At 58.6% G+C, this 26688-nt stretch carries 25 protein-coding genes and 1 pseudogene; 5 read left to right on the plus strand and 21 right to left on the minus strand.

From position 1 onward, the window contains the following. Position 1: 1 nt before the first annotated feature. From lpxA to BSK43_RS21935, 16 genes and pseudogenes are all read right to left on the minus strand, one after another. Entirely contained in the window at positions 2-817 is an 816-nt protein-coding gene (gene lpxA / locus BSK43_RS21860) for an acyl-ACP--UDP-N-acetylglucosamine O-acyltransferase (protein ID WP_077469853.1), read from the minus strand. Beyond that, positions 814-1287, minus strand: coding sequence for a 3-hydroxyacyl-ACP dehydratase FabZ (gene fabZ / locus BSK43_RS21865; protein ID WP_077469852.1), 474 nt, complete (start codon positions 1285-1287; stop codon positions 814-816). The genes lpxA and fabZ overlap by 4 nt, the downstream gene beginning before the upstream one ends. Then, positions 1280-2347: a UDP-3-O-(3-hydroxymyristoyl)glucosamine N-acyltransferase gene (lpxD, locus tag BSK43_RS21870; protein ID WP_077469851.1), complete on the minus strand. Its 1068-nt coding sequence runs from the start codon at positions 2345-2347 to the stop codon at positions 1280-1282. Before lpxD ends, fabZ begins: the two co-directional genes overlap by 8 nt. A 51-nt stretch (positions 2348-2398) precedes the next feature. Continuing rightward, complete coding sequence (gene bamA, locus BSK43_RS21875) at positions 2399-4741, minus strand: outer membrane protein assembly factor BamA (RefSeq protein ID WP_077469850.1); 2343 nt, start codon at positions 4739-4741, stop codon at positions 2399-2401. 200 nt (positions 4742-4941) lie between these two features. Continuing rightward, positions 4942-6615, minus strand: a complete 1674-nt coding sequence (gene rseP, locus BSK43_RS21880; RefSeq protein WP_077469849.1) for an RIP metalloprotease RseP — start codon at positions 6613-6615, stop codon at positions 4942-4944. Positions 6616-6639: 24 nt separating this feature from the next. Beyond that, positions 6640-7473, minus strand: a complete 834-nt coding sequence (locus BSK43_RS21885) for a phosphatidate cytidylyltransferase (RefSeq protein ID WP_077469848.1) — start codon at positions 7471-7473, stop codon at positions 6640-6642. Then, positions 7473-8219, minus strand: a complete 747-nt coding sequence (locus BSK43_RS21890; protein ID WP_068386386.1) for an isoprenyl transferase — start codon at positions 8217-8219, stop codon at positions 7473-7475. Before BSK43_RS21890 ends, BSK43_RS21885 begins: the two co-directional genes overlap by 1 nt. Before the next feature lie 106 nt (positions 8220-8325). Further along, on the minus strand, positions 8326-8886 hold the full coding sequence (frr, locus tag BSK43_RS21895) for a ribosome recycling factor (protein ID WP_068386384.1): 561 nt from the start codon (positions 8884-8886) through the stop codon (positions 8326-8328). Between the two features lie 55 nt (positions 8887-8941). Next, complete coding sequence (pyrH, locus tag BSK43_RS21900) at positions 8942-9661, minus strand: UMP kinase (RefSeq protein WP_068386380.1); 720 nt, start codon at positions 9659-9661, stop codon at positions 8942-8944. Positions 9662-9898: 237 nt separating this feature from the next. Next, positions 9899-10825: a translation elongation factor Ts gene (gene tsf / locus BSK43_RS21905; protein WP_068386377.1), complete on the minus strand. Its 927-nt coding sequence runs from the start codon at positions 10823-10825 to the stop codon at positions 9899-9901. Positions 10826-11099: 274 nt separating this feature from the next. After that, entirely contained in the window at positions 11100-11867 is a 768-nt protein-coding gene (gene rpsB / locus BSK43_RS21910) for a 30S ribosomal protein S2 (RefSeq protein ID WP_068386374.1), read from the minus strand. A gap of 187 nt (positions 11868-12054) precedes the next feature. Then, positions 12055-13161, minus strand: a complete 1107-nt coding sequence (locus tag BSK43_RS21915) for a substrate-binding domain-containing protein (protein WP_077469847.1) — start codon at positions 13159-13161, stop codon at positions 12055-12057. Further along, positions 13161-13777, minus strand: a pseudogene (locus BSK43_RS36150) (5-bromo-4-chloroindolyl phosphate hydrolysis family protein). Before BSK43_RS36150 ends, BSK43_RS21915 begins: the two are co-directional and overlap by 1 nt. A gap of 7 nt (positions 13778-13784) precedes the next feature. After that, complete coding sequence (locus BSK43_RS21925) at positions 13785-15359, minus strand: VWA domain-containing protein (protein ID WP_077469846.1); 1575 nt, start codon at positions 15357-15359, stop codon at positions 13785-13787. A 5-nt stretch (positions 15360-15364) separates the two neighbouring features. Continuing rightward, entirely contained in the window at positions 15365-16444 is a 1080-nt protein-coding gene (locus BSK43_RS21930) for a toxic anion resistance protein (protein ID WP_077469933.1), read from the minus strand. A gap of 215 nt (positions 16445-16659) precedes the next feature. Then, entirely contained in the window at positions 16660-17487 is an 828-nt protein-coding gene (locus BSK43_RS21935) for a cell envelope integrity EipB family protein (RefSeq protein ID WP_077469845.1), read from the minus strand. 135 nt (positions 17488-17622) lie between these two features. On the opposite strand from BSK43_RS21935, the gene BSK43_RS21940 reads away from it, so the two are divergent. The 4 genes from BSK43_RS21940 to BSK43_RS21955 all read left to right on the plus strand — a co-directional run bounded on the left by BSK43_RS21940 (position 17623) and on the right by BSK43_RS21955 (position 20574). Then, positions 17623-18090: a RidA family protein gene (locus BSK43_RS21940; protein WP_077469844.1), complete on the plus strand. Its 468-nt coding sequence runs from the start codon at positions 17623-17625 to the stop codon at positions 18088-18090. Beyond that, positions 18090-18809: a glycerophosphodiester phosphodiesterase gene (locus BSK43_RS21945; protein ID WP_077469843.1), complete on the plus strand. Its 720-nt coding sequence runs from the start codon at positions 18090-18092 to the stop codon at positions 18807-18809. Before BSK43_RS21940 ends, BSK43_RS21945 begins: the two co-directional genes overlap by 1 nt. A 107-nt stretch (positions 18810-18916) precedes the next feature. Next, positions 18917-20104 (plus strand): GNAT family N-acetyltransferase, encoded by a 1188-nt coding sequence (locus tag BSK43_RS21950; RefSeq protein ID WP_077469842.1) that lies wholly within the window; start codon positions 18917-18919, stop codon positions 20102-20104. A 41-nt stretch (positions 20105-20145) separates the two neighbouring features. Beyond that, positions 20146-20574, plus strand: a complete 429-nt coding sequence (locus tag BSK43_RS21955; protein WP_077469841.1) for an HIT family protein — start codon at positions 20146-20148, stop codon at positions 20572-20574. A 113-nt stretch (positions 20575-20687) separates the two neighbouring features. Here the strand turns inward: BSK43_RS21955 and clpA are convergent, their stop codons facing one another. The 5 genes from clpA to cysE form a co-directional block, all read right to left on the minus strand. Beyond that, a complete protein-coding gene (gene clpA, locus BSK43_RS21960) occupies positions 20688-23219 on the minus strand; it encodes an ATP-dependent Clp protease ATP-binding subunit ClpA (protein ID WP_077469840.1) in 2532 nt (843 codons plus the stop codon). 10 nt (positions 23220-23229) lie between these two features. Next, the gene (gene clpS / locus BSK43_RS21965; RefSeq protein WP_068386344.1) at positions 23230-23583 is read right to left on the minus strand and encodes an ATP-dependent Clp protease adapter ClpS; all 354 of its coding nucleotides are present in this window, start codon (positions 23581-23583) and stop codon (positions 23230-23232) included. Between the two features lie 287 nt (positions 23584-23870). Further along, on the minus strand, positions 23871-24236 hold the full coding sequence (locus BSK43_RS21970; RefSeq protein ID WP_077469839.1) for a phasin family protein: 366 nt from the start codon (positions 24234-24236) through the stop codon (positions 23871-23873). Between the two features lie 375 nt (positions 24237-24611). Beyond that, positions 24612-24815, minus strand: coding sequence for a DUF3126 family protein (locus BSK43_RS21975; RefSeq protein WP_068386338.1), 204 nt, complete (start codon positions 24813-24815; stop codon positions 24612-24614). Positions 24816-24943: 128 nt separating this feature from the next. Next, a complete protein-coding gene (cysE, locus tag BSK43_RS21980) occupies positions 24944-25807 on the minus strand; it encodes a serine O-acetyltransferase (protein ID WP_068386335.1) in 864 nt (287 codons plus the stop codon). Positions 25808-25883: 76 nt separating this feature from the next. On the opposite strand from cysE, the gene BSK43_RS21985 reads away from it, so the two are divergent. Further along, complete coding sequence (locus BSK43_RS21985; protein ID WP_077469838.1) at positions 25884-26684, plus strand: enoyl-CoA hydratase-related protein; 801 nt, start codon at positions 25884-25886, stop codon at positions 26682-26684. Positions 26685-26688: the final 4 nt, after the last annotated feature.

Below are 26688 nucleotides of genomic sequence, written 5' to 3' on the forward strand. Positions count from 1 at the left end.
GTCAGCTCTTGCCGCGATTAGGCGACGACAGTGCGCGATCGCTATCGGCTGCGATGAAATCGAGGATTTCAATCACTTCCTTGCAATCGGCATATTCCTCGCGGATCGCAGTGGCGTTGTCACGGATCGAACCGCCGCCTTCGAAGATGCTCTTATAGGCGCGTCGAACCCTGTGAATGACCGCACGGTCGATACCCGCACGAGACATGCCGACAATATTGAGGCCGGAAAGCACACCAGGATTGCCGTTCAGCATGCCGTAGGGAATGACATCATAACTCGCAGCCGAAAGGCCGCCGATGAAGGCCTGCCGGCCGATGCGCGTGAACTGATGGACAGCGCAACCGCCACCGAGAATGGCCCGATCTTCCACGGTCACATGCCCTGCCAGCATGACGTTATTTGACATGATAACGTTGTTACCGATGCGGCAATCATGCGCCACATGCGAATTGGCGAGGAACAAATTATTGTTGCCGACGATCGTCTTGCCGCCGTAATCGGCTGTACCGGTGTTGATCGTCACGCCTTCGCGGATGGTGCAGTTCTCGCCAACATCCAGCGTCGTTTCTTCGCCGCCGTGATGAACGCTCTGCGGATCGCCACCGACGATGGCCATCGGAAATATCTTCGTTGCCTTGCCGATCGTCGTACGTCCGGTGACCACAGCATGCGTCAGCAGTTGGACGTTGTCATGAAGCACGACCTTGGGGCCGACATGGCAGAAAGGGCCGACCACGACGTTCTCGCCGACGATGGCACCATCCTCAACGACCGCGAACTTATGAATGCTCGCGCTTTTTGCGATGCTGCTCATGCCTGGTCTTGATCCTTCCTCACAATCATCGCGCCGATATCGGCCTCGGCAACCAGCGAGCCATCGACCTTGGCGTCGCAATGGAATTTCCAGATCGTGCCACGCTGCTTTTGCTTGACGACATGAAACTCGACGCGATCACCCGGAACGACCGGTCTGCGGAAACGGGCATTGTCGATCGTCATGAAGTAGACGAGATTGCCGCCGATACCGTCCTTGCGGGCGCAGATTGCGCCTGCAGTCTGCGCCATGCCTTCGATGAGCAGCACGCCCGGCATAATCGGGGAGCCCGGAAAATGCCCGGTGAATTGCGGCTCGTTCGCCGTCACGTTCTTGATGCCGATCGCGGAATTATCGCTGTCGATCTCGATGATCTTGTCGACCATCAAGAAAGGATAGCGATGCGGCAAAAGCTTCATAATTTCCAGAACGTCGGCCGACGACAACGACGCCTTGGCTTCCTCAGTCATGCTCCGCACTCCCGTCCTTCTTTTCTCTGGCTCCTGACCGCTTTGCGATCTCCGCCGATTCCCTTAGAAAATCCCACAGGGGTCGCGCTGGAAGACCAGCATAACGCTCGCCCGCCGGAATGCTGTTCATCACGCCGCTTTTGGCGCCGATCTGTACACCGTCGCCGATGTGAATATGGCCGTTCAACCCCGCCTGACCACCGATCTGCACACCGTCACCAATCACCGTGCTGCCGGCGATGCCGACCTGGCTGACGATCGCGCAGTGGCGGCCGATGCGAACGTTATGTCCGATCTGAACTTGATTGTCGATCTTGGTGCCTTCGCCGATCACGGTGTCGTCCATCGTGCCGCGGTCGATCGTGGTATTGGCGCCGATCTCGACATTGTCCTGAATGATCACGCGGCCGATCTGCACGATTTTCACCATGCCACGCGGCCCAGGTGCATAACCGAAGCCGTCCTGGCCGATGCGCGTGCCGTTGTGGATAATGACACCGTTACCGATATAGGCGCAGAGCACGCTCGCTCCGCCGCCGATATTGCAATTTCGCCCGATCTTGACGCCAGGTCCGATCAGCGCGTTGGCACCTATGCGGGTTCCCTCGCCGATCTCGGCACCTGGCCCGATGACAGCTCCCGGCTCCACGCCAATATTGGCTTCCAGCTTGGCCGTCGCATCGATAAAGGCACCGGGTGAAATAGTCCCCGGGCTCGACGTGAACGCAACCGGCTGCAGCGCTTCCGGATGCAGCAATCCACCCACAAGTGCGAAATCCGTATGCGGCTTCTTGGACAGAAGTATCGGAATATGCGCAGGCACAAAGGATCGCAGTGCCGGCAGGCAAATAATCGCCGAAGCCTTGCAGGTCTCCAGCTCGCTACGATTTTTCCGGGAAAGAATATAGCAAATATCGCCTTCGCCCGCCCGGTAGACGGGAGCAATAGACCTGATGACGACCTCCGAAGAGGCCGCATCAGCCAGTTCCGCCCCAAGATGGAGAGCCAGCTTAGCTAAGCTGACTCCACCGTGGAGCGGGAAAAAACCTGTATGTTCCATAAGCACCAGCTCCAGAACGGTGTTCAAGCCCGCAGTTCTGGACTGCCGATATCAGAACTGGTTGGCGATGCCAAACCGGAAATTCTCAACCTGGTCGTAATCCTGCTTGAGAACCGGAACAGCATAGTCAACGCGGATGACACCGAACGGCGACGACCAGATCAGGCCTGCACCGAGCGAAGCTCGGATCGAACTATCGTTGTAAACCGAATCGCCGAAGGAATTGGCCTTGTTACCGTAGAGCGTACCCGCGTCAGCGAATGCTGCGAGACGCAGACCAATGTCCTGCGGTACACCCGGCATCGGCATGCTCGCTTCAGCCGAAGCGGTGAAGTAAGTCGTGCCACCGAGCGGGTTGTTATCGTTATTGCCTACGCGAGGACCGATACCAGCATTCTGGAAGCCGCGGACTTCACGGCCACCGAGCGTGAACTGATCGAACACGTTCAGCTTGCTGCCATCCGTCGGCATCACGTAACCGGCACCGACCGTCAACGAGCCGATGATATCAGCTTCGTCGCTGATCATCTGGTAGTAACGAGCCTTGCCGCTCAGCTTGTAGAAGTTCGAGTCGCCGCCGAGGCCCGCAAATTCATGCGTAAACTTGGCGATGAAACCTTCACGCGGCAGATTCTGGTCGTCCAGCGTATTGTAGGTGAAGGTCTGCGAAATCGTTGACTGGGTCCAGGGACCGTTTTCAATGAGATTGACATATGCGCGCGAAAGATTGTCCTGCCAATCGTTCGTGCCGTCGTATGTCAGCTTCTTGTAGTTATAACGCAGCGTCGTCGCCAGGTTCTCGGTGATCGGCGCGGTGACGCGCAGCGAGAAACCTTCTTCCGAATAATCGTAGTAGTCGGCGCTCGACGTCTGGTTCTTGAAGATATCGAAACCGGCAGCCAGGCGATAACCGAGGAAGTAAGGCTCGGTGAACGACACGTTATAGGTACGATTGCCTTCCGTGCCGGCACCCGCTGCGATGCGGATATACTGACCACGGCCGAGGAAGTTCTTTTCTTCGACAGACGCTTCCAGCAGGAGACCGCCGTTGTTGCCGACGGCGTAACCAGCACCGATACCAAACGAGCCGGTCGGCTGATCTTCGACGTTGACGATGACGACGACACGGTCAGCGGCACTGCCCTGCGCCGTGGTGATGTCAACCTTGGTGAAGTAACCAAGGGCATCAAGGCGGCGCTTGGCACGCGTGATCATTTCCTGATTGAACGCATCGCCTTCGTTGAGATCGAACTCGCGGCGGATGACGTAATCGCGCGTGCGGGTGTTGCCGCGGATTTCGATACGCTCGACATAAGCGCGCTCGCCCTGGTCAACGAGGTATTCGATACCAATCGTGTGGCCAGTCAGATCGCGGTTGCCGCGCGGCGTGATGCGAGCAAACGGATAGCCTGCAGAAGCGACGCGCTTGGAAATATTTTCGATCGAAGTCTGGATATCCTTGGCGCTGTAAACATCGCCCTTGTGCGTGATAACGAGACCCTTCAGTTCGTCGGCATTGACGCCATCGACCGTCGAGACGACGTTGATGTCACCGTAATTATAGCGCGGACCTTCGTCGACATTGAAGTTCAGCGTGTATTCGTTGCTCTGCTCGTTCATCGTCGCGTCAGCGCTGACGATGCGGAAGTCGGCATAGCCGTGATTGTAATAGAACTGACGCAGCGTATCCTGGTCGGCCTGCTGGCGTTCCGGGCTATACACGTCCTTACGCGTCAGGAAGGACAGGAAGTTCGTCTTCTTCGTGCTGATGACCGACGCGAGACGGCCGCTGCCGTAAGCCTGGTTGCCAGAGAAGTTGATCTTGTCGATCTTGGTGCGGTCACCTTCATTGATGACGAAGGCTACGTTGAGGCGGCCCTGCGCGACCTGCGCGGTCTGCGTCGTCACCTGGACGTCGTTACGGCCAATCGAGGCGTAGGCGTCCTTGATGGTCTTGATATCGGCCTGAACGCTGGCTTCGTTGTAAGGACCGGCAGCATGCGTCTGCACGATGCCCTGAAGCTTGTCGTCCTTGATCTTGTGGTTGCCGTTGAAAACCACAGCGTTGATCAGCTGGTTTTCCTTGACGGAGACGATAAGGGCGCTGCCCGAAACGCTGATATGCACATCGGAGAAGTATCCGGTCGCATAAAGCTGCTTCACCGATGAATCGATATCGGCGGGAGAGAAGCTCTTGCCGGGCTTGATCGTGATATTATCACGAACAGCCGTTGCCCCGATGCGCTCGGCACCCTGGACATCGACCCGCTGAATAACAGCGGCTTCCGCAACTGAGGCAGAGGCAAGGGTGATAACACCAGCGCCCGACGCAACAACACCAGCAGACAGCGCTACCGCCGACACTGCGTTCAATAATCTTGAACCAGCCTTCATTTTCACTTCTTACCTTTTTTTCAGTCGTCCCCAGCCCCGAGCGAACCCGATTCCGGCCACGTGTGTCGTTTTACCCGCTTTTGACATACAAGCAAGGGAGCAAGTTAATTTCCGTTTACTTCATTTCAAAGCGTGACCCATTCGCCACTACAGCTTTGAAACATCGTAAATAAATCGTAATTTCCTCTCGTCTCGCTCCGCTAGCCTAATCTGGAACTAATATCGTTCCATGTCGCAAACACCATGAGTGACAACACCATCGCAAATCCAATCCGGAAAGCGATATCCTGTGCCCGTGCACCCAACGGTTTTCCCCTTACGGCTTCAATCGCATAGAACATCAGATGCCCGCCATCAAGTACCGGCACCGGCATCAAATTTAATAACCCTATTGAAACAGAAAGTATGGCGGCGAACTGAAGCACCGCAGCAAAACCTAAGGTTGCCATTTGACCCGAAAGTTGCGCAACCCTGATGGGGCCACCCAGCTGATCAGCCTTCATGTATCCGCCAATGACGTTGGCGATATATTCGAAGGTCCCCGAGATGATGCTCCCAGTCTGCTTGACGCCCTCGCCCACTGCCTGCAGCGGCCCATAAGCCTCGTAGCGCAGCTTAATCGGCTTCTGACCATCCGTGATGCCAATGGTGGCGATCTCCGTCTGTGTGCCAAAGGCATCCGCCTCCTCCGACTTCTTCGGCGTCACCGACAGGTCGCGCGTCTGGCCGTTGCGTTCTACCGACAAGGTCACAGGCTTGTCGGCATGTGCGGCGGCATAACGCTGCACTTCACCGATAGAGCCGATTGCACGTCCATCCACAGAAAGAATGCGATCGCCAAGCTCCAGGCCCGCCGCTTCGGCAGGGCTATCGGGAGCAATCGACCCGACCAGCGGATCGATCGGAGCTATGCCGATGCTGCCGACATCCTTTTTGTTACCGGAGGCGTCGGTGTCGGTCAGCCTCTCCGGAACCACCGGAAAATCGCGCATCTGGCCATTGCGCTGCACAGTCAGGACAATGCTCTTGCCGGGGCGATCACTGACGTAACGACCGATATCGTAATAGGTGGCGACATTGTTGCCGTCGATGGCGACCAGCCGGTCTCCAGCCAATATCCCGGCCTTTGCTGCCGGACCGGCAGGCTCGATAGCCGTAACGAGCGGATCGACCAATGCGATGCCGATGCGGCCCATCTCCATCTTGTTGCCGAACTGATCGGTGTCCTCAACCAGTTTCGGGATAATCTGGAAGTCGCGCTTCTGACCGTCACGTTCGACGCTCAGCACGATCGTGCGGCTCGGGCGCAGCCCGACATAGCGCTGCACCTCGTCGAAAGTGGTGATCTTGACACCGTCGATGGCAACCAGCCGGTCGCCAGGCTCGATACCGGCCTCGGCGGCGGCGCCGTCGCGCGTCACCATTGCAACCACTGGATCGGCCGCGGTGCGACCGTAAATGCTGAAAAGCACGGCGAAGATAGCAATGGCGAGAATGAAATTTGCAATCGGGCCGGCTGCAACCGTCGCGGCCCGCTTCCAGAGCTTGGCGCCGGCGAAGGATTGGGCCCGCTCCTCCTCCGTCATTGCCGACAGTTGATCGACATCGGTCTTGCTCGAAGCATCCTCGTCGCCGAAGAAGCGCACATAGCCGCCAAGCGGAATAAGCGAGAGTTTCCAGCGTGTGCCATGACGATCGGTAAAGCCGGCAATCTCCGGGCCGAAACCGATCGAGAAGGCCATGATGCGGATACCGGACCAACGGCCGACCAGATAGTGGCCCATCTCATGGACAAAAACGAGCAGAGACAGGACAAAAACAAACGTGATGACGTTGTTCGTTAAAAACCCGATGAAGCCAGCAGCGGCACCCATGCAACGATCCTGTTCGTGTTAGTTTCAGACACCGAGCAGAACGCCGCCCAATGACAAGGTCTCGCCGCTCATTGTCAGCGATATTACGATAGCCAACAAAAACGCCGCAAAACAAGCAAAAATTAGTCCATCGACCCGATCCATGACGCCGCCATGGCCGGGAATCAGATGGCTTGAATCCTTCACGCCGAAACGGCGCTTGATGAAAGACTCGAATAAATCGCCAATCTGGCTGCATATGGACAGCACCAGCGCCAGGATCGGCACCCTCAAATCATTGGCGGAAAAATAGCTCCAGACGACAGCGGTTCCCGCTACAACGGCGGCAATGGCACCGCCGATCGCCCCTGACCAGGTCTTGCCCGGCGAGATGCTCGGCGCGAGCTTCGCACCGCCGATCGCACGGCCGACGAAATAGGCAAAGATATCAGTTGCCCAGACGGTGGCGAAGATGAACAGCATCAACACGAAACCGCGCAGATCGTCATCGCGAATCTCAGCAAGGGCAATTACGGTCAATCCGGAATAGAAAACACCTCCGGGCAGCCACCAGCTTTTTCGCCGGACACCGGCCATGACGGCAGTCGCGGCGACAAAAGCAGCCAGAACCTCGACGGAGTAGACCGATTCGCCCACCAGAGTTGCACCGGCAATCAAAACAAGGCCGAGCCAACCGAGCGCATTTCCCTGCGGATCGGTGCCATGCAGATCAGTTATCGTCGACCACTCATAATAAACGAGCAAGCCTATAGCCGCTGCCAGAAAGCGAAAGCCCAGGCCGCCATACCAGGTAGCGGCAAGAACGATGACGGCAAGGATGATGCCGGAGATGATACGCAGCCTGAGTTCGCGGCTCATCAAGACCCCACAGCCGCCGCCGGCTTGGCGGAAAGACCGCCAAATCGCCGGTCGCGTGCGGCATATTTCTCCAGCGCTGCAAAGAAGAGGTCGCGGCTAAAGTCGGGCCAGTATTCGGGCATGAACATGAATTCGGAATAGGCTGCCTGCCAAAGCAGGAAGTTCGACAGCCGCTCCTCGCCGCTCGTGCGGATGATGAGGTCGGGATCGGGAATGCCTGCTGTATCCAGGCGGGCGCCGACCAAATCCGGACTGATGTCCTGCGGACGCAGGCGTCCCGCCTCCACATCCCTGGCCAGGCTCGCAAAAGCCCGCACAATCTCGTCGCGCGAGCCGTAATTGAATGCAATGACCAGCGTCAGGGCCGTGTTGTTCCTGGTGGTCTCCTCGGCCTCGATCAGCAGGGGCAGAATATCGCCACGCAGGTTGCTGCGATCGCCGATGACGCGGATCCGCACGTTCTGTCGGTGAAGCTCGGCAAGATCTCGCCGGATGAACGCCTTGAGAAGACCGAGGAGGTCGCTGACCTCCGTCTCTGGGCGGCGCCAATTCTCGGAGGAGAACGCAAAGAGCGTCAGATATTTTATGCCGATATCGCCGGCCGCCCGTACCGTTTCCCGAACGGCCTCCACGCCCTTGCGGTGGCCCATGGTGCGCGGCAGGCCGCGCGCGTTGGCCCAACGCCCGTTGCCATCCATGATGATGGCGACGTGTTCGGGTACGACAGAGAACGTAGGAGCTGACATATGGATCCGGTTTCGTTCGGCAGAAGATGCCCTGGCCTCGTAATCTAGGGCACAATCACGGCTTTCAATGTTTCCAAATCGAAAGCGCGACGTCCCCAGCGTGCGATCAGACCTGCATGATTTCCTTTTCTTTGTCGGCTAGCAAGCGGTCGACATCCGAAATCGTCTCATCAGTCATCTTCTGCACACGCTCGGAGAGCGATCGGCTCTCGTCCTGACCGATTACCCCGTCCTTTTCGGCCTTTTTGAGACCATCCATGCCATCACGGCGGACGTGGCGAATCGCGACCTTCGCCTTTTCGGCATATTCGTGCGCAACCTTGACCAGCGACCGGCGGCGCTCTTCGTTGAGTTCCGGCAGCGGAATGCGCAGATTCTGTCCATCGATGATCGGATTGAGGCCGAGATTGGATTCGCGAATGGCACGCTCGACGGCGCCGACCATCGACTTGTCCCATACCGATACCATCAGCATACGGGCTTCCGGCACGCTGATATTCGACACCTGATTCAGCGGCATGCGGGAGCCGTAGGCTTCGATCGTGACCGGGTCCAGAATGTTTGCGGATGCACGGCCGGTGCGCAGCGAGGCGATATCGCTCTTGAATGCTGCGATGGCGCCATCCATGCGCCGCTTCAATTCCTTGAGGTCTGTGCCGTCACTCATGTCTATACTCCCCTGTAATAAGGCGACGCCAGGGCGACCCGGCGCCACAGGAACGTCAATTGTCTGATACGATGGTCTTGCGGCCGCCGCCGGTCAAGATTTCCCCGAAGCCGCCCTTCTCATGAATAGAGAAAACAATGATCGGAATGGAGTTTTCCCGCGCGAGCGCCACGGCTGCCACATCCATGACTGCCAATCCCTTTTCCAGCACCTGGCTGTGGGTCAGGTGATCGAAACGCTCGGCATCGGGGAACTTCTTCGGATCGGCGGAGTAGATGCCGTCCACCTGTGTGCCCTTGAAGATCGCCTGTGCGCCCATTTCGGCAGCGCGCAGGGCGGCCGCAGAATCAGTGGTAAAGAACGGATTGCCGGTGCCGCCGGCGAAGATCACCACGCGGCCAAGGGAGAGATGATAGAGCGTAGCGCGCTGCGAGAAGCTCTCGCAGATTTCCGGCATGGAAATGGCAGACAGCACCACGGTCTCGATGTCGAGCTTGCGTAGCGAAGTCGCCAGCGCCAGCGCGTTTATAACGGTTCCCAGCATGCCCATATGGTCGCCGGTGACGCGGTCGCCGCCCTTGGAGGCAACGGCAACGCCGCGGAAGATATTGCCGCCGCCGACGACGACGCCGACTTCAACGCCCATTGCGCGCGCTTCTGCGATATCGGATGCAATCCGGTCGGAGACGGTAACGTCGATACCGAAGCCTTGGCTGCCCATAAGGGCTTCGCCGGAGGCCTTTAGCAGTACGCGCTTGTAGATCGGCTGAGACATCGTGGCTCCTTGAGGTGATCGCGGGGGATGATTGTGAAAGCCGGATACACGAAGGGCACCGCGTTGTCACGCGATGCCCTGAGGTTTTCCCTGATATGGTTTCACCAAACCGGGATATGATTTCTTTCGATCGTGCTTTTCCGCACTTCTTCGAATTGCGGAAAAACCCTATCGTTTTGTTTCCTTACGCATTCCGGACGGAAAACCGCTACGCACTTTTCCTGGAAATGCTTAAAATCAGCCCTTGGCGACAGCTGCGACTTCGGCAGCGAAGTCGGTTTCTTCCTTCTCGACGCCTTCGCCGAGCAGCAGACGGGCCATGCCGACGACTTCGATCGCGGCGCCAGCGGTCTTTTCAGCTTCCTTGATGGCAGCGCCAACCGTCAGGTCCGGATTGATGACGAAAGCCTGCGAGAGAAGAGCGACTTCCTCGAAGAACTTGCGCATGCGGCCTTCGACCATCTTTTCGATGATGGCTTCCGGCTTGCCGGATTCGCGGGACTGCTCGATGAAGACGTTGCGTTCGCGCTCGGCGACTGCTGCATCGACTTCTTCTGCGCGGATAGCCAGCGGGTTGGTGGCAGCAATGTGCATGGCAACCTGACGGCCGATCGAGGTCAGAACGGCCTTGTCGCCGACCGACTTCAGGGCGACCAGAACGCCGAGCTTGCCGATGCCGTCGCCGGCAGCGTTGTGGATGTAGGTCGCCACGACGCCGTGCTCGACTTCCAGCTTGGCCGAACGACGAAGGGTCATGTTTTCGCCGATGGTGGCGATCGCGTCCTTGATGGTGTCGGCGACCGGCTTGCCGGATGCCGGATAGGTGGCAGCCGAAATGGCTTCAACCGTGCCGTCGGTGGACAGCGCAACTTCGGCGATACCGCGAGCGAGATCCTGGAAGGCATCGTTACGGGCAACGAAGTCGGTTTCGGAGTTGAGCTCGACGACAACAGCCTTGTGGCCGGCGCCGGCGATGGCAACCAGGCCTTCAGCGGCGGTGCGGCCAGACTTCTTGTCGGCCTTGGAGATGCCCTTGGCGCGCAGCCAGTCGATCGCTGCTTCGATATCGCCGTTGGTTTCGGTCAGCGCCTTCTTGCAGTCCATCATGCCTGCGCCAGACTTTTCGCGCAGTTCCTTCACCAGTGCAGCCGTAATCTCGGTCATAAGCTTCCTCTTGTCGGTTCATACGGTGCGGCATGCGGTTTCGATCCGAAGCGGCACCGATTTGAGGGACGAAATGTACCCGTAAGTATGACAGCGTTATGAAGCTGCGTCATACTGTGGAATTCGTAATTGGAACATGCCTGGATTTTTCCGCCCAGGCGAGGCGTTACCTAAAACGCGATAAGGCCGCTCGAACTTCTTGAAGTCGCAAACGGCCTTATCCCGGATGTCAATGCGCTTGGGCGGGCGATTTACTGCCCGCCTCGCGGCGCGATCAGGCTTCGGCGCCGTCCGCCAGGGTCGGCTCGACCGGAGTTTCCTCGGCAGCACCGAGGTCACGGCCCGATGCGCTCTGTTGGCGAGCAATGCCGTCGATGGCAGCGCGCGCGATCAGATCGCAGTAAAGAGCGATGGCGCGCGAAGCGTCGTCGTTGCCCGGGATCGGGTAGTCGATCAGGTCCGGATCGCAGTTCGAGTCGATGATGGCGACAACCGGGATGCCGAGGCGCTTGGCTTCGTCGATCGCGATCTTTTCCTTGTTGGTGTCGATGATGAACATCAGGTCCGGCGTGCCGCCCATGTCCTTGATACCACCGAGGGCCTTATCGAGCTTTTCGCGCTCGCGCTCAAGGTTCAGACGTTCCTTCTTGGTGAAGCCCTGGGCGTCGCCGGAGAGGATTTCGTCGAGCTTGCGCAGACGCTGGATCGAGTTGGAGATCGTCTTCCAGTTGGTCATCATGCCGCCAAGCCAGCGGGCGTTGACGTAGTACTGAGCCGAGCGCTTTGCGCTGTCGGCAATCAGTTCAGACGCCTGACGCTTCGTGCCGACGAACAGAACGCGGCCGCCACGAGCAACGGTGTCGCTGACAACCTGCAGAGCGCGGCTCAGCAACGGAACCGTCTGTGCGAGGTCGATGATGTGGATGTTGTTACGATCGCCGAAAATGTACGGCTTCATCTTCGGGTTCCAGCGGTGCGTCTGGTGGCCGAAGTGAACACCTGCTTCGAGAAGCTGGCGCATAGAAAAATCGGGCAATGCCATGCCTTTGTATCCTTTTCCGGTTGAACCTCCGCAAGGCGAACAGCATCCTCTTCGAGAATGCCACCGGGCGGAACAATCCGGATTTCTCCCGGACAATCCCATGCCTTACGTGTGGAATGCGGCTGCCCATACATTCGATTTGCCGGGAATGCAAGGCTTTCGTCTAAAAAAGAGCCCCAGCCTGCCCTCAGGCGGCCAGTTTATCGAGCAGGGCCAGCATGACATTGGCATCCGGCATAGGCAAGACGGCATCGATTTCCGCCGGCAGCAGGCCAGCAATGGCGCTGTCGGCATCGCCGGTCGCCGTACCCAGCGGCCCGCGAAACCCATGCTTTGTCCAGGCGAGTTCCTGCAATCGCGGGCTGATCAGCGCCTCGATCACGCGATCGGCCTGTTCGTCGATGGCGATAAGGGGATGCGCGGAATAGACGGTCGGATGCGGATAGAGCACCACGGGCTTTGCGCCGTTGCTGGCCTGGACCCTTTTCCAACGCTGCGGGTCGGCGAGGATCCATTCCACCAGCTGATTCTCATAGCCGACGATCATCGGTTCGCCGCCAATGCCGCCGGCAAGATACTGCTCGAACAGCTTGCCGGATGACGAGGACTTGAAGCCCATGTTGCGGAAAATCGCGTGTGCCTTGTCACCGAACTGCGAGAGGTTGTCAGCATTCGCGACGTTGCCGCTCAGCAGGCTGAGCACCAGGCCGGCGAACATGAAGCCGGAATTGGATCGGTTCGGATCGGTGGACACGATCCGTGACTGTCCATAGAGCGAGCTGACGCCGAGCTTGGACCACGTCGTTCCCGCAAGCACGGCATCGAGCAGCGCCTTCAGATCGAGCTGATGCTGGCCTTCCGATGTCGTGGTGACAAGCCCGGCCTTAATCAACCCATCGACGACAGGCTGCCAGGAATAGACGACGACAGGCGTGTTGAGGATGACGCGGTCATTACGGATCTTGATGCCGTTTTGCCGGGCAATATCGACCATGATCGAGGAGGACGGCCAGAGAAATGCCGGGTTCTGCGACAGCAGAGCCTGTTCGCGCACCATCTCGACGGAGCCCGCGACGCGGCTGTTGATCTCAAGCCCATGGCTGTGCAGCGCGCCGATCACATCGGTATCGGCCAGGAATGCTTCCTTTTCGCCGCCGATAAAACCGAAGAGCTTTGTGCTGTTGCCGAGCAACCCCTGCAGCTCCGGCCGGTCCTTGACGGCGAAATAGCCGCCAGTGCCTGCAACCCCGGCAGCGAGAAGCCCTACTCCAAATGCGCGGCGGGAAATGGCCATCAGCGTCCTATATCCTCTTTGAGCGAGGCTTGTATCAGCCGCAGCTCCGTATCAAGCGTATCGAGCCTGTCATCGACCAGGCTGTCCGAATAGTGGACGAAGGCATCCTCCAGCTTGGTCAGGACCAGGCCGATCTCCCGCAAGCGCGCCGCATCAGGCTGGCGCTTCGCCTCGATCACGGCGAAGCCTTCCGCCACTTCGGCGGCGCGCGGCAGGTAATAACTCAAGAACCGCCTCACAGTGGCGGCGCTTTCCGGATTGGCCTCCACCTTGGCAAAGACGTCGGCGCAATCTCCGCCAGATGCCGCACCCGCCTTGCCGTATCCTTGCTGGTAATCCCGGCCGCCGAAGCTTCCAGCCTGCGCGCGGCCGGTGCCGCCGAGTTCAGCAGATCACGGGCGAATTCAAGCCGTCCCCGGCCGATGACCCTGGCATCCAACCCTTCGAAAAGGCCGCGTGGGGCCAGCACGAAGATGAGGCCGACAAAGACGAGCAGCCCAATGGCGGCCGCGATCCATATAGGCATGCCGGCAAAGAAGCTCAGCACAGGAATGACGATCGCGGCGGCAAGGCCCGCCACGATCCAATTCCAGTCATTGCCGAACCAATTGCGCATTCTCGTCCTAATTATAGCCGCGCACTGCCCGGAACGCGCTGACCAGATCGCCGCGACCATCGAAGACGCGTGCCGAGGTTTCCTGCGCCAGGGCATCCAATTGCCGCTTGTCCGCATCGCCGAAGGTGATGCCGAACACCGGGACATGCGGGTTGACCGATGCCCATCGGCTCATGAAATCGCGATTGGCATCGTCGGATTTTCCATCGGTCATGATGACGATCGCCGGCAGGTAAGACGACAGGTCTCGCGTACTCTTCATCCAGTCAAGCGCCCTGCTCGCGCAGGCATACATATCCGTACCGCCGCCGGCGCGCTGGCGCGATACCTTGTCGACAAGGTTCCTCTGCTGGGCGGGATTTCCCGTGCCCTCGAAGGTGCCGCGCACATTGGCGTCGAAGGGAATGACCATGATGCGATCGGCCGGGGTCCATTGCGCCAATACCTTGCCGGTCTCATCCGGATTGAACAGGAATCGCATGGCCGCCTGGAGCTGATTTTCGCCCTGCCCCTCCATCGAGCCTGAGAAATCGAGGCAAAGAGCCGTCAACGAAGGCTTTCGCAAAGCCACCTGATAGAGATCAAGCGCCTGGCGGATCACAGCGGGCTCCGGCATGCGTATAGCCGTCACCAGCCGTGTCGGATCGAAATTCCATGACGGGTCCGGCCTGGCCGTAACATCAGCGAGGGGTATGCGGCGTCCGGTATCGGCGATGCGCTTCTGCACCGGCGCGGACCGAAGATACTCGACAAGCTGGTTGAAGAAGGTCTCGACCTCCTGTCCGCGTCCGTGATCGACGAAGCCGATCGGCGAATCGGCGACTACGACGCCATCGGCCGGATAGATCGCATAAAGCGGCTCCTTGCCCATGCCCGCGAGCTTGTCGTTGGTTTCCTTGAGGACAGCTTCGTAGTTCCACATGGCGTCGTAGAGCGTGCCCTTCGAGGCCTGATCCGTATAGAGATCGGCAAGCCAGCCGGACGAACCGGAAGAGCGCTCGACGCCGGCAAGCAGGGAGCGGACCGCATCCTGCACATCCGGCTTGTCGAGATCACCAGGCTCGATGACGGGCTTGTTGCCAAGCGCCGTCGACAACATGCCGAGATAGGCGCTGGCGCCGGAATTGGATTGCGTCGCCGATGTCATGAGAAACTTCAGCGAACCGCTCTTTACCGCCGCCAGTATGTCCTTCATGTAGACCGGCTTGCCAACCCAGCCGAGCGCCTCGGCCTTGGATTTGCGCACGCCGAGAATGACAGGCATCTGCGCCACCGAGGTCAACGACTTCACCCGGCGCTTGACGTCGAACATATCGACCCAAACGCTCGATGCCGGCCAGACAGCGTCCTGCTCGACACCCTGCTCACTCTGAAGAGCAAGCCCGATATCCAGCGTGCCCTCATAGGAGAAGCTGCAGGCCGCTCTCTTCTCCTTGCAGAATTCCTCGACGATTGGTTGGATGACGGTGTTTTCCGAGCCGGAAACGATCGAGAATTTCGGCCCCTCCCCGCCGACATTGCAGCCGTTGAGCGCGAGAGCCGCAGCCAGTACCAGGCCGGTGACGAATGTGCGGTTTATCATGCGAATTACCGCGCCTCGATCATTGCTTTCTTGAGCTCAATGGTCATTTTCTGCATCCGCTGCTCAGCTTCGGCCCGCTTGGCGCGGCCATCCTCCTGCACCTTCAGCACGCCACCGATCGTATCGATCAGGTCGCGGTTGGCAGCGGCAAGCGTATCGATGTCAACGATACCGCGCTGCGATTGCTGCTCTATGGCAATGGCCTGATCTTTCATCATTTTCGAAGCTTCGCGGATCATGTCGTTGGTGGCGTCCGTCACCGTCTTCTGCAATTCGAGCGCAGATTTCTGCTGGGTCAGGCCGAGCAGAATCACCATCTTCTGCTTCCAGGCCGGCACCGTCAGCGCCGAGGTCGCCTGCAAATTCTCGATCAGCGTCTCGTCACCCGCCTGGACGATACGGATCTGCGGCAGTTGCTGGATGCCGAGCTGGCGGGCCTGCTGCAGGTAGAAAACCCGCTTTTCCAAGCGATCCAGAGCCTGCACGCTGTCCTGATAGACCTGCGCCTCAAGCATGCCGCCACCGGGATTGGCCGAAGCCGCATCGGCAGCGCTCTTGAGCCTCGGGAGTTCCGTTACGCGAAAGCGCTCGGTGAAATTCTTACCGGCCTGCACATAGGCATCGAGCTGCAGGATCGACTGCTTTGTCTCCTCGTGCAGATCATCGAGAAGGGCGATGTCACGGCGCAGAATATCCTTGTGGCGATCAAGCTCCAGCCCGATGCGATCGATCTGGCCCGCCACATCCTCGAACTGTTCCTTGAAACGCTCAACCCTCGCCCGGAACGACGAGAACATCCGCGAAAGAAAACCCTCGTCCTTCAGGGACGCCGGATCGAGTTTCTTCGATTTGACGATGATATCGGTGAGCAGCTTGCCGACTTCACCGAGATCGCGGTTTCGGACTTCGCGCAGAATCCGGTCCGAATAATCGGACACGGATTGCTGGGCACGGTCGCCATAGACGGAAATGCCGGCACGGTCGGTGATGTCGATGGCATCGCCGATGCGGGCGATTTCAGCCGGATCGGCGGCGACCACAGGCAGGGTCTCATTGGAACCGGCGGCGATATCGGTATTGCTCATAGGTCGGGCTTTCTCGTCCATAAAAACGGAGCCGACCGCAAAAACCATCAATCGTCCCCAAGACGATCATTTCCCCGCGCGCCCCACCACAATTCCAGATCGTTATGGGAAGCGGTTAGACTCACCCAAGCGTGCCGATCGTTTCACACAATAGTGAAACTTGGATCACAGTTTTATGACGGAGATCTTACAGCTCGCGCGCCATCGCCCGGCAGCTATTGGCATGCCTTATTATCGAGAACTTCGAGCTTGGTCAGCTTGCCAGTCAGGACGAAGTCGCCATAATCCATGGTGAGATCGCGCGTGATGCCATTCTCGTAGAGCTTGAACGACATGCGATAAACCGGCATGGCGTCGCCCGTGGATTTCTCATTGAAATAGGCGACCGTCACCGGCCAGAAAGCCGTCTTGGCAAAGGCGCCGGCCTTGTCGGCATCGGGGTCATCCTTGGCGGGCGTCTCCTGCTTGCCGACGACGGTGGTCGCGATCAACGGCTTGTCGCCATCGTCGGAACCGTCAAAAACCTGAGCTTCAAAGAATTTCTTACCGATCTTGGCATTCTGAATGATGTCGAGCATGTGTTCCGTCGGGAACCGGCTCTGGATCAGTTCGACCTGCTTGCTGTGCGGCTGGGTCAGATCGACCTTGATGCCCTTCTGATCGTCGGTTGCGGCGCCACGCACATCCTTGTCGAGCTGGCTGTCGGTATAGGATTTGGTTTCAAAGCGGAATACCCGCTTGGCCAGGTCCTCGAAGGTCGTCGTCTGCTGGTCGCTGACACGGGTGGAATCGCCCGTGTCGATCTGTGTGACGAAACGGAAATTCGTGGTGAATCCGGCGCAATCGGAGCCTTCGAATTCATAGACCATGCGACCGAACATTCCGGCGATGCCGGAGCGGTCGGTGGCGTCCTTCAGTTCCAGATCGTAGACGGCGCGATGCGCGATAAGCCCGCTTGGACCTGCGGCCTGGGCGGACGGCGTCCCCAGTGAAAGAATGCCCAGCCCCGAAACGACGGTGGCAGCAATACTCGAGCGGAACATTCATTATCTCCTGTTGTACTCGCACGCGATGTTATAAGAACGCTTTCGGCTAAAACGAGGCTGCCAGTCCGAATTGGCGGAACTTAGCCTTGATGCCGGATTTTTGAAGGTTTTACAACAAAACGGGAGATGAAAATGTCCGACGCTATAGAGGGTCGTTTGAAGGAACTCGGGATTGTTCTGCCGCAGGCCGCTGCACCGGCCGCCAACTACGTTCCCTATGTCATCAGCGGCAATCTTCTCTATCTGTCGGGGCAATTGCCCATCGAGAACGGCAAGGTCAGCGTGACAGGCCATCTCGGCAAGGACGTCGATGTTGCCGGCGGCCAGCGCGCTGCCGAGCTTTGCGCCATCAACATTCTCGCACAGGCGAAGGCCGCCCTCGGCGGCGATCTCGGCCGCATCAAGCGCCTGATCAAGCTGAATGGCTTCGTCGCCTCGACACCGGATTTCGTCGAACAACACCTTGTGATCAACGGTGCCTCCAATCTTCTGGCAAATATATTGGGCGAAGCCGGCAAGCATGCCCGCGCCGCCGTCGGCATGGCTGCCTTGCCGCTCAATGCCGCCGTCGAAATCGATGCCATTCTGGAAATCGCCTGATGAGCAAGCTTGCCTGGCTGACCGAACGTCCCGTCGCCCATCGCGGCTATCACGACATGAACAAGGAAGTCTGGGAGAACACGCTCTCGGCCTTCAGCCGCGCCATCGATGCCGGCTTTGCCATCGAATGCGACCTGCATTATGCCTCCGACAGCGTGCCCGTCGTTTTCCATGATGACGATCTGCAGCGCGTCTGCAATCTTCCCGGCCAGCTGCGCGATCGCACTTCGGCCGAACTCGGCCTGCTCTCCATCGGCGGCACCAAGGACAAGATCCCAACCTTGAAGCAGCTTCTGCAGCTCTGCAACGGCAAGGTTCCGCTGGTGCTGGAGCTCAAGGGCCGCGAAGGCGACGATGAAGGCTTTGCCGAATCCGTGCTCGAGGTGCTGGAGGGCTATAAGGGCCATGTGGCGCTGATGAGTTTCGACCATTGGCTGCTGAAGGACCTCAAGTCACTGGAAGCATCCTACCCGGTCGGGCTTACGGCCGAAGGAAACAAGCCTGAGACATTTTTTCAGCATGACGAAGCCATGCAGCTTGGGCTAGACTTCATATCGTACTTCTATGGCCATCTGCCGAACCCCTTCATCACGGCGCAGCGCCAGCGCGGCATTCCGGTCATCACCTGGACCGTGCGCGACGAAGCGGCCCGCAAACATACATTTGCCAATGCAGACCAGATGACCTTTGAAGGTTTTGATCCGCGCATCGCCTCGTAAATCGGCTTCGATCGAAGGAAGGCGATGCGCAAACTTGAGTTTCCACCGCGTCCAGCGTGGCGCAGTGGTTGAGAGCCCCGCCCTTTCTTCCTAGCGCCAAGAATTTGATGACAGACGAATTATCCATTCGAGTCGAACGATCCTTCAAGAACATCGCTCCGGAAAGCTGGTCTAGGTTGGCCGGGGCGTCCAAGACGAGCAGCGTGTTGCCCTACAATCCGTTTGTCTCGCACGCCTTTCTGTCCTCGATCGAGGAATCCGGCTCGGCAACCGACAAGACGGGATGGCTCGGCAACCATTTGCTGCTCGAAACCGATAGCGGTGAATTGATCGGCGCTGTCGTCGGTTACCTGAAAAGCCACAGCCAGGGCGAATATGTCTTTGACCATGGCTGGGCCGATGCCTTTGAGCGCGCCGGTGGCCGTTACTATCCGAAGCTGCAATGCTCCATTCCCTTCACACCTGCCACGGGACCGCGGCTGCTGGTTGCCGAAGACCAGGATCGGGAGGCCATCCAGCCGGCGCTTGCCGAGAGCCTGAAGGAAGTGACTCGGCAGCTCGGCGTTTCCTCGGCGCATATTACTTTCCTGCCGCAAGACGAGGTTTCCGTCTTCGAAACGGATGGCTATCTGCATCGCACCGATCAGCAGTTCCATTTCATCAATGAGGGCTATTCGGATCACGATGCCTTCCTCGAAACGCTGGCCTCCCGCAAGCGCAAGGCGCTGAAGAAGGAGCGCCGCGCCGCGCTGGAGCACGGGATCACCATCGACTGGCTGACCGGCAGTGACCTCACCGAAGGTATCTGGGATCAATTCTTCGCCTTCTACATGGATACGGGCAGCCGCAAATGGGGCCGGCCCTATCTCACCCGGAAGTTCTACTCGCTGATCGGCGAGCGCATGGCTGACGATGTCCTGCTGGTCATGGCAAAACGCGAGGGCCGCTACATTGCCGGCGCCATCAACTTCATCGGTGGAGAAACGCTTTACGGCCGGCATTGGGGCTGCATCGAGGATCATCCCTTTCTGCATTTCGAGGTCTGCTATCATCAGGCGATCGATTTTGCGCTGAGCAAGGGATTGAAGCGCGTGGAGGCAGGCGCACAGGGCGAGCACAAGCTTGCCCGAGGTTACCTTCCCGTCATCACGCATTCGGCGCATTATATCGGCCATCAAGGCCTGCGCCGTGCGGTCGCCGACTATCTGCAGCATGAACGGGAGCAGGTGGAAGAGATGAGCGAAGTTCTGAGCGAACACAGCCCCTTCCGCAAAGGCGAACGGCAGGATATCTAGCCGTCCACGACAATCACAAACGGAAGACGAGGAGACCCTGGATGACCAACGCGGCCTACGACAGCAACAACATCTTCGCGAAGATCCTGAAAGGCGAGATCCCTTCCTATCGTGTCTACGAGGATGAACACACGGTCGCCTTCATGGACGTCATGCCGCAATCGCCGGGCCATACGCTGGTTTTGCCGAAATCTCCGTCGCGCAACATGCTCGACGCCGATCCGGCAGCGCTTCAGCACGCGATCACCGTGGTCCAGAAAGTCGCTGTCGCGGTCCAGGAAGCCTTTGACGCCGATGGCGTCTATATCGCCCAGTTCAACGAGCCGGCCGCGGGCCAGACCGTGTTCCACCTCCACTTCCACGTCATCCCGCGTCACGAAGGCGTGGCGCTGAAGCCGCATTCGGGCAAGATGGAAGATGGCGACGTTCTGGCAGACAACGCCAAAAAGATCATCGAGGCCTTGCGCTGAGCGGGAGGCGGAGAAACCTCTTCATCTCTTGCATTAGATATCACGCATAATAAAATGAAAAGGCTGCATTGTTGCCAATGCAGCCTTTCTGTTTTCAAGCGATCACTCGCCGGTTACTTGCGCGGAACCTTCGGCACCGTGCCACCCTTGCGGGACGACTTGCCTTCCGGCTCCACGTTGTCGCTGGCCGCAGCGGCCTTGGCCGAGCGACGGGCATCCGCGGCTGCACCGGCCTTGCCGACACGGCTTCTGGCCTTGACCGTGGTGTCACCATCATCGTGCTCCGCCTCGACCGGCACATCGCCAACTTCAGCTTCCGGCTTCGGCCGGATCGGCGCGGTCTCGGAGACGGATTCGAGCACGATGCCCGTGGTGCCGTCTTCCTTCTTGCCGACCGTGACCGTTACGACGCCACCCTTCTTCAACTTGCCGAAGAGGATTTCGTTCGCCAGCGGCTTCTTGATGTTTTCCTGAATGACACGCGCCAGCGGACGGGCGCCCATCTTTTCGTCGTAGCCCTTTTCAGACAGCCAAGCGATCGCGTCCTCATGCAGATCAAAGGTCACATTCCTTTCGGAAAGCTGAGCCTCCAGCTGCATGATGAACTTCTGCACGACCTTGTGGATAACGACGGTCGGCAGCGGCGCGAACGGAATGGTCGCATCCAGACGGTTGCGGAATTCCGGGGTGAAGAGCCGGTTGAGAGCCTCTTCGTCCTCGCCGGTACGCTTGGCGGAGCCGAAGCCGATAGCGGCCTTGGCCATTTCCGATGCGCCCGCGTTGGTCGTCATGATCAGGATGACGTTGCGGAAGTCGATCTTCTTGCCGTTGTGGTCGGTCAGCGAACCATGGTCCATGACCTGCAGCAGGATATTGAAGATATCCGGATGCGCCTTCTCGATTTCGTCGAGCAGCACAACGCTATGCGGATGCTGGTCGACACCATCGGTCAGCAGGCCGCCCTGATCGAAGCCGACATAGCCGGGAGGTGCGCCGAGCAGACGGGAAACCGTGTGACGCTCCATATATTCCGACATGTCGAAGCGCAGCAGTTCGACGCCCAGTGACGAAGCAAGCTGCTTGGCGACCTCAGTCTTACCGACGCCCGTGGGGCCGGAGAAGATGTAGCAGCCGATCGGCTTGTTCGGTTCGCGCAAGCCAGCACGAGCCAGCTTGATCGCCGTCGACAGAGCCTCGATCGCCGTGTCCTGGCCATAGACGACCGAACGCAGTTCCTGTTCGAGGTTGGCGAGAACCATCTCGTCATCCTTGGACACCGTCTTCGGGGGAATACGGGCCATGGTGGCGATAGTGACCTCGATCTCCTTCTCGGTGATCAGCTTGCGACGCTTGGACGGCGGCAGCAGCATTTGCGCAGCACCCGTTTCGTCGATGACGTCGATCGCCTTGTCCGGCAGCTTGCGGTCGGAAATGTAGCGCGCCGACAGCTCGACAGCCGACTTGATGGCGTCGTTCGAGTAGCGCAGGTGATGATACTCTTCGAAATAGGGCTTCAGGCCCTTCATGATTTCGATGGCATCCTCGATGCTCGGCTCGTTGACGTCGATCTTCTGGAAGCGGCGGACAAGTGCCCGGTCCTTCTCGAAGAACTGACGGTATTCCTTGTAGGTGGTCGAACCGATGCAACGGATCGCACCCGAGGAGAGAGCCGGCTTCAGCAGGTTCGATGCATCCATCGCACCGCCCGAGGTGGCGCCAGCGCCGATGACAGTGTGGATTTCATCGATGAACAGCACGGCGCCCGGATATTCCTCGAGCTCCTTGACGACCTGCTTCAGGCGTTCTTCGAAATCGCCGCGATAACGGGTGCCGGCCAGCAGCGTGCCCATATCGAGCGAAAAGATCGTGGCATCGGCCAGAGCTTCCGGAACCTTGCCTTCGACGATGCGCTTGGCAAGGCCTTCGGCAATCGCCGTCTTACCCACGCCCGGGTCGCCGACATAGAGCGGATTGTTCTTCGAGCGGCGGCACAGCACCTGGATGGTACGGCTGACTTCCGAATGGCGACCGATCAGCGGATCGATCTTGCCGTTCTTGGCCTTCTCGTTGAGGTTGACGCAATAGGCCTTCAGCGCATCCTGCTGCTTCTTGCCATTGCCTTCCTCCTGCTCGCCGCGGGAGGTCGGCTTGCTTTCGGATTCGCTTTCCTCGGCGCCACGCGGCGCGCGGGCCTGGGAGGAGCCCGGACGCTTGCCGATGCCGTGAGATATGTAGTTTACCGCGTCGTAGCGGGTCATTTCCTGCTCCTGCAGGAAGAATGCAGCATGGCTTTCCCGTTCCGCAAAAATCGCGACGAGAACGTTGGCGCCCGTCACTTCTTCGCGACCGGACGACTGGACATGGATCACGGCACGCTGGATGACGCGCTGGAAGCCGGAAGTCGGCTTCGAGTCCTCATCATAGCCCGTAATCAGGTTGGACAGTTCATTATCGACGTATTCAGTCAGAGTCTTACGGAGCGCGTCGAGATCAACATTGCACGCGCCCATGACAGCTGCGGCGTCGGCGTCGTCAACCAACGCCAAAAGCAGATGTTCCAGCGTGGCATACTCGTGATGCCGCTCGTTCGCGTAAGTCAGTGCCTGGTGCAGCGCCTTCTCAAGACTAGGCGAAAATGTTGGCACGTTCAGATCCTCACTTCTTTTCCATAACACATTGCAGCGGATGCTGGTGCTGCCGGGCAAAATCCATCACCTGGCTCACCTTCGTTTCGGCTACTTCATATGTATATATCCCGCATTCGCCCACGCCTTGGTTGTGGACATGAAGCATGATGCGAGTGGCACTCTCAAGATCCTTTTGAAAGAAACGCTCCAGGATGTGGATCACGAAATCCATGGGCGTATAGTCGTCATTCAGAAGCAGCACGCGGTAGAGGTTGGGCTTTTTGGTCTTGGGCTTGGTGCGTGTAATCACCGAGGTCCCGCGGTTTGCGTTTTCCCCATTCCTTTCGCCATTGTTTTGCATCCGGATCGGCTCAGCGATCATTTCGTTCTTTCCTCAAATCATCCGGCAGAAGCTATCGCATTCCGACTTGGCAAGTGGGTTGGTTTATTGACTCGGTCGGGCCGAATGTCCGAACCCCTAAGGTAGTTCATATTGGCGCGATTTTAAGCCCCTTACTGGACACTGCAATCACAATTCGCTGACAAAACGGGCTCTGGCCAAAAAAGTCGCTGCATATGGCCCGGGCTGGCCCAAGTTTATGAAAACGCAAAAGACCGGCCACGCATCGCGCAGCCGGTCTTTCCAAATTTTATCGCTTCGGGCGATTCTTAAGCGGCGGGGGCCGTCGCGGTTGCCTTGCCAGCAGCCTTCGTCGCAGCAGCGATGGGCGCTTCGTAGGGCTTGTAGGCGGTCTTGGCGAGATCGGCATACATTTCGCCGAGCTTGGTGGCTTCAGCGACAAAGTTTTCGTAGGCGGACTTCACAAAGCTGCTCTGCAGTTCGAAGGCAGCTTCAAAGCTCTTGACGCCAGCGAGCGTTTCAAAATGCGCAACGCCGTCCTGGAAAGACTTCTTGGAATATTCAGCAGTCTCGGCGGCAATCGCCTGGAAACCCTTGTTGACATCGGAATAGCTCTTCAGCGCCGTGTCTACAGCTTCCTTGCCCTTCTTATTGGCTTCTTCAAAATTGAACATGCGTCTCCGTCCCTTTTGTTGACCAGCCGACGGCCGGTTTACAGCCTCAAAGTTAAATGCGATGCACCATTAGTCAAGTAGTCTTGTGCGTCGCAATATCCTCTCCAGGTTGTACTTCCGGTAACAGGTCGATGTCAACGGCACTGGTTGCACTGCATCATTCTGATTTTCCTAATATATATCATTCACCCTGCAACCGGAGGCTTTGAGAAAAATATTGCCGCTCTTCGCGAAAATCATAGCCGGGTGGCAGCCGGCTCAGTTGGAATTCTGCCTGGACGATTATGGCAGTTCCGGCAGCGGCCATAGAAAAGAGCCGCATTTCGAAGAAATACGGCTCGAAAATTCGATTGCGATATGGATCGCCGAAAAGGCCTAGAGATCGACGTCCAGGATAGCCATCGAGAAATTGTAGGAACGATCGCCATCTTCATCGTCGATATAGACGACGCCGAGGAATTCTTCCCCAAGATAAACTTCTGCCGAATCATTCTTGCGCGGCCGGGCCTTCACCACGATCTGGGGGTTAAGCGTGCGCTTGAAATAGGCGTCGAGTTTCTTGATTTCGTCAGGCTTCACAATGCATCTCCGTGAGGATCTCTGGTTGGCCGCTTCTTGCATAGGAAAAGCGGCAGTGTAAAGACCGGAACGGCGCCAATACACCTTTGGCGACGCCGCTCGATCTCGGAAATCAGGCTGGACCTTCCTTAGATTCCAGCACCCATGATCTGGTCCACGACCATGCGTTCGGCGAGCAATTGATCCATGGAACGCGAGGGTTCGGAACAGCCGGCTTCACCGACGACCTTGGCCGGAACACCGGCAACAGTCGTCTTCGGCGGCACTTCCTTGAGGACCACCGAGCCGGCGGCGATACGCGAGCAGTGGCCGATCTGGATATTGCCCAGGATCTTGGCGCCGGCGCCGATCAAGACGCCATGGGCAATCTTCGGATGACGGTCGCTGCCTTCCTTGCCGGTGCCGCCAAGGGTGACGCCATGCAGGATCGATACGTTGTCGCCGATAACAGCCGTTTCGCCCACCACCAGGCCAGTCGCGTGATCGAGGAAAATGCCCTTGCCGATGCGCGCCGCCGGATTGATATCGGTCTGGAAGATGCTCGAGGAGCGGCTTTGCAGGTAAAGCGCGAAATCACGCCGGCCGCGATTGTACAGCCAGTGAGCGAGGCGGTGCGTCTGCAGGGCATGAAAACCCTTGAAGTAGAGAACCGCTTCGAGGAAACGCAGGCAGGCGGGATCGCGATCATAGATGGCCTGGATGTCGACGCGCAGGATCGAACCCCATTCCGGCCAATCGGCCAGCATTTCTTCGAATGTCTGCCGCAGCAGGATGGCCTGCATGTCCGGATGATCGAGACGCTCGCAGATGCGATAGATGACGCATTCTTCCAGCGAACGATGATTGATGATCGTCGAATAGAGAAAGGCTGCCAGAAGCGGGTCCCGCTCGGCGGCGGTGCGAGCTTCCTCGCGCATGCTATCCCAGATGGGATCCACGACCTTGACCGTGCCCAGGCCCTCCAAGGGGCGAATGTCCGTTACTGCGACCATTGGCGGCCTCCCGATTTTCTGTCTGGCGTGCATTATATAGAATAAATGCCACACAAGACAAATGGGTCGAGCGCGCATGAATTTCGAACGTGATTTTGCCGGCGGTCTCCTTCGTGCAACCAGCAGCGATGCCATAGGCACGATCACGATCAAAAATCCCGATAGGAAGAATGCGGTAACCGCCGCCATGTGGCGCGCAATTCCCCAGGCCGTGCGTTTTCTGACCGATGAGGCACATGCGCATGTACTCGTTCTTCGCGGCGTGGGCACCGATTTTTCCGCTGGCGCCGACATCCGTGAATTCGACCGCCTGCGTAAGGATGCCGAGACGGCCGTTGTTTATGAGGCATCAAACAGCGAAGCCTTTACTGCAATCCGCCATTGCCGCGTGCCGACCATCGCCGCAATCCGCGGCATCTGTTATGGCGGCGGCTTCGGGCTGGCGGCCGCTTGCGATCTGCGCATCGCTGAGCAAGGCGCGCGCTTCTGCGTCCCTGCCGTGCGTCTCGGCATCGCCTACCCCGCCGATGCCGTGCAGGACATCGTCAACGCGCTCGGATCGCAGATGGCCAAGGTTGCACTGTTTACCGGCGCACCGATGTCGAGCGAGAAGATGGTCGTGGCCGGATTTCTGCTGGAAGAGGTCGAGGCCAGCGCTTTCGACGGTGAGGTATCCGCCCTCGCCCATGCGATCGCCGCCAACGCGCCGATCGCGCTACATGCCTCCAAACTCGCGATCCGCGCCGTCATCGAACAGGACGGCGATCTGCTGCGCGAGGCGGAAGTCATCGGCGCCGAGACCTTCGACAGCGCCGACTATGCCGAAGGGCGCGCCGCCTTTGCCGCACGCCGGAAGCCGAAATTCACCGGCAAGTGACTTG

The organism is Rhizobium sp. P44RR-XXIV (assembly GCF_001999485.2).
Classification (GTDB): domain Bacteria; phylum Pseudomonadota; class Alphaproteobacteria; order Rhizobiales; family Rhizobiaceae; genus Rhizobium.

Excerpts from the sequence above, each read along its gene's own strand:
- BSK43_RS21915 (WP_077469847.1), bottom strand. The coding sequence starts at position 13,161 with ATGGCCATTTCCCGCCGCGCATTTGGAGTAGGGCTTCTCGCTGCCGGG.
- BSK43_RS21885 (WP_077469848.1), bottom strand. The coding sequence starts at position 7,473 with ATGAGCCGCGAACTCAGGCTGCGTATCATCTCCGGCATCATCCTTGCC.
- lpxA (WP_077469853.1), bottom strand. The coding sequence starts at position 817 with ATGAGCAGCATCGCAAAAAGCGCGAGCATTCATAAGTTCGCGGTCGTT.
- BSK43_RS21890 (WP_068386386.1), bottom strand. The coding sequence starts at position 8,219 with ATGTCAGCTCCTACGTTCTCTGTCGTACCCGAACACGTCGCCATCATC.
- BSK43_RS21970 (WP_077469839.1), bottom strand. The coding sequence starts at position 24,236 with ATGTTCAATTTTGAAGAAGCCAATAAGAAGGGCAAGGAAGCTGTAGAC.
- lpxD (WP_077469851.1), bottom strand. The coding sequence starts at position 2,347 with ATGGAACATACAGGTTTTTTCCCGCTCCACGGTGGAGTCAGCTTAGCT.
- BSK43_RS21950 (WP_077469842.1), top strand. The coding sequence starts at position 18,917 with ATGACAGACGAATTATCCATTCGAGTCGAACGATCCTTCAAGAACATC.
- BSK43_RS21930 (WP_077469933.1), bottom strand. The coding sequence starts at position 16,444 with ATGAGCAATACCGATATCGCCGCCGGTTCCAATGAGACCCTGCCTGTG.
- BSK43_RS21985 (WP_077469838.1), top strand. The coding sequence starts at position 25,884 with ATGAATTTCGAACGTGATTTTGCCGGCGGTCTCCTTCGTGCAACCAGC.
- rpsB (WP_068386374.1), bottom strand. The coding sequence starts at position 11,867 with ATGGCATTGCCCGATTTTTCTATGCGCCAGCTTCTCGAAGCAGGTGTT.
- frr (WP_068386384.1), bottom strand. The coding sequence starts at position 8,886 with ATGAGTGACGGCACAGACCTCAAGGAATTGAAGCGGCGCATGGATGGC.
- cysE (WP_068386335.1), bottom strand. The coding sequence starts at position 25,807 with ATGGTCGCAGTAACGGACATTCGCCCCTTGGAGGGCCTGGGCACGGTC.
- rseP (WP_077469849.1), bottom strand. The coding sequence starts at position 6,615 with ATGGGTGCCGCTGCTGGCTTCATCGGGTTTTTAACGAACAACGTCATC.
- pyrH (WP_068386380.1), bottom strand. The coding sequence starts at position 9,661 with ATGTCTCAGCCGATCTACAAGCGCGTACTGCTAAAGGCCTCCGGCGAA.
- BSK43_RS21925 (WP_077469846.1), bottom strand. The coding sequence starts at position 15,359 with ATGATAAACCGCACATTCGTCACCGGCCTGGTACTGGCTGCGGCTCTC.
- clpS (WP_068386344.1), bottom strand. The coding sequence starts at position 23,583 with ATGATCGCTGAGCCGATCCGGATGCAAAACAATGGCGAAAGGAATGGG.
- tsf (WP_068386377.1), bottom strand. The coding sequence starts at position 10,825 with ATGACCGAGATTACGGCTGCACTGGTGAAGGAACTGCGCGAAAAGTCT.
- BSK43_RS21935 (WP_077469845.1), bottom strand. The coding sequence starts at position 17,487 with ATGTTCCGCTCGAGTATTGCTGCCACCGTCGTTTCGGGGCTGGGCATT.
- BSK43_RS21940 (WP_077469844.1), top strand. The coding sequence starts at position 17,623 with ATGTCCGACGCTATAGAGGGTCGTTTGAAGGAACTCGGGATTGTTCTG.
- bamA (WP_077469850.1), bottom strand. The coding sequence starts at position 4,741 with ATGAAGGCTGGTTCAAGATTATTGAACGCAGTGTCGGCGGTAGCGCTG.
- fabZ (WP_077469852.1), bottom strand. The coding sequence starts at position 1,287 with ATGACTGAGGAAGCCAAGGCGTCGTTGTCGTCGGCCGACGTTCTGGAA.
- BSK43_RS21945 (WP_077469843.1), top strand. The coding sequence starts at position 18,090 with ATGAGCAAGCTTGCCTGGCTGACCGAACGTCCCGTCGCCCATCGCGGC.
- BSK43_RS21955 (WP_077469841.1), top strand. The coding sequence starts at position 20,146 with ATGACCAACGCGGCCTACGACAGCAACAACATCTTCGCGAAGATCCTG.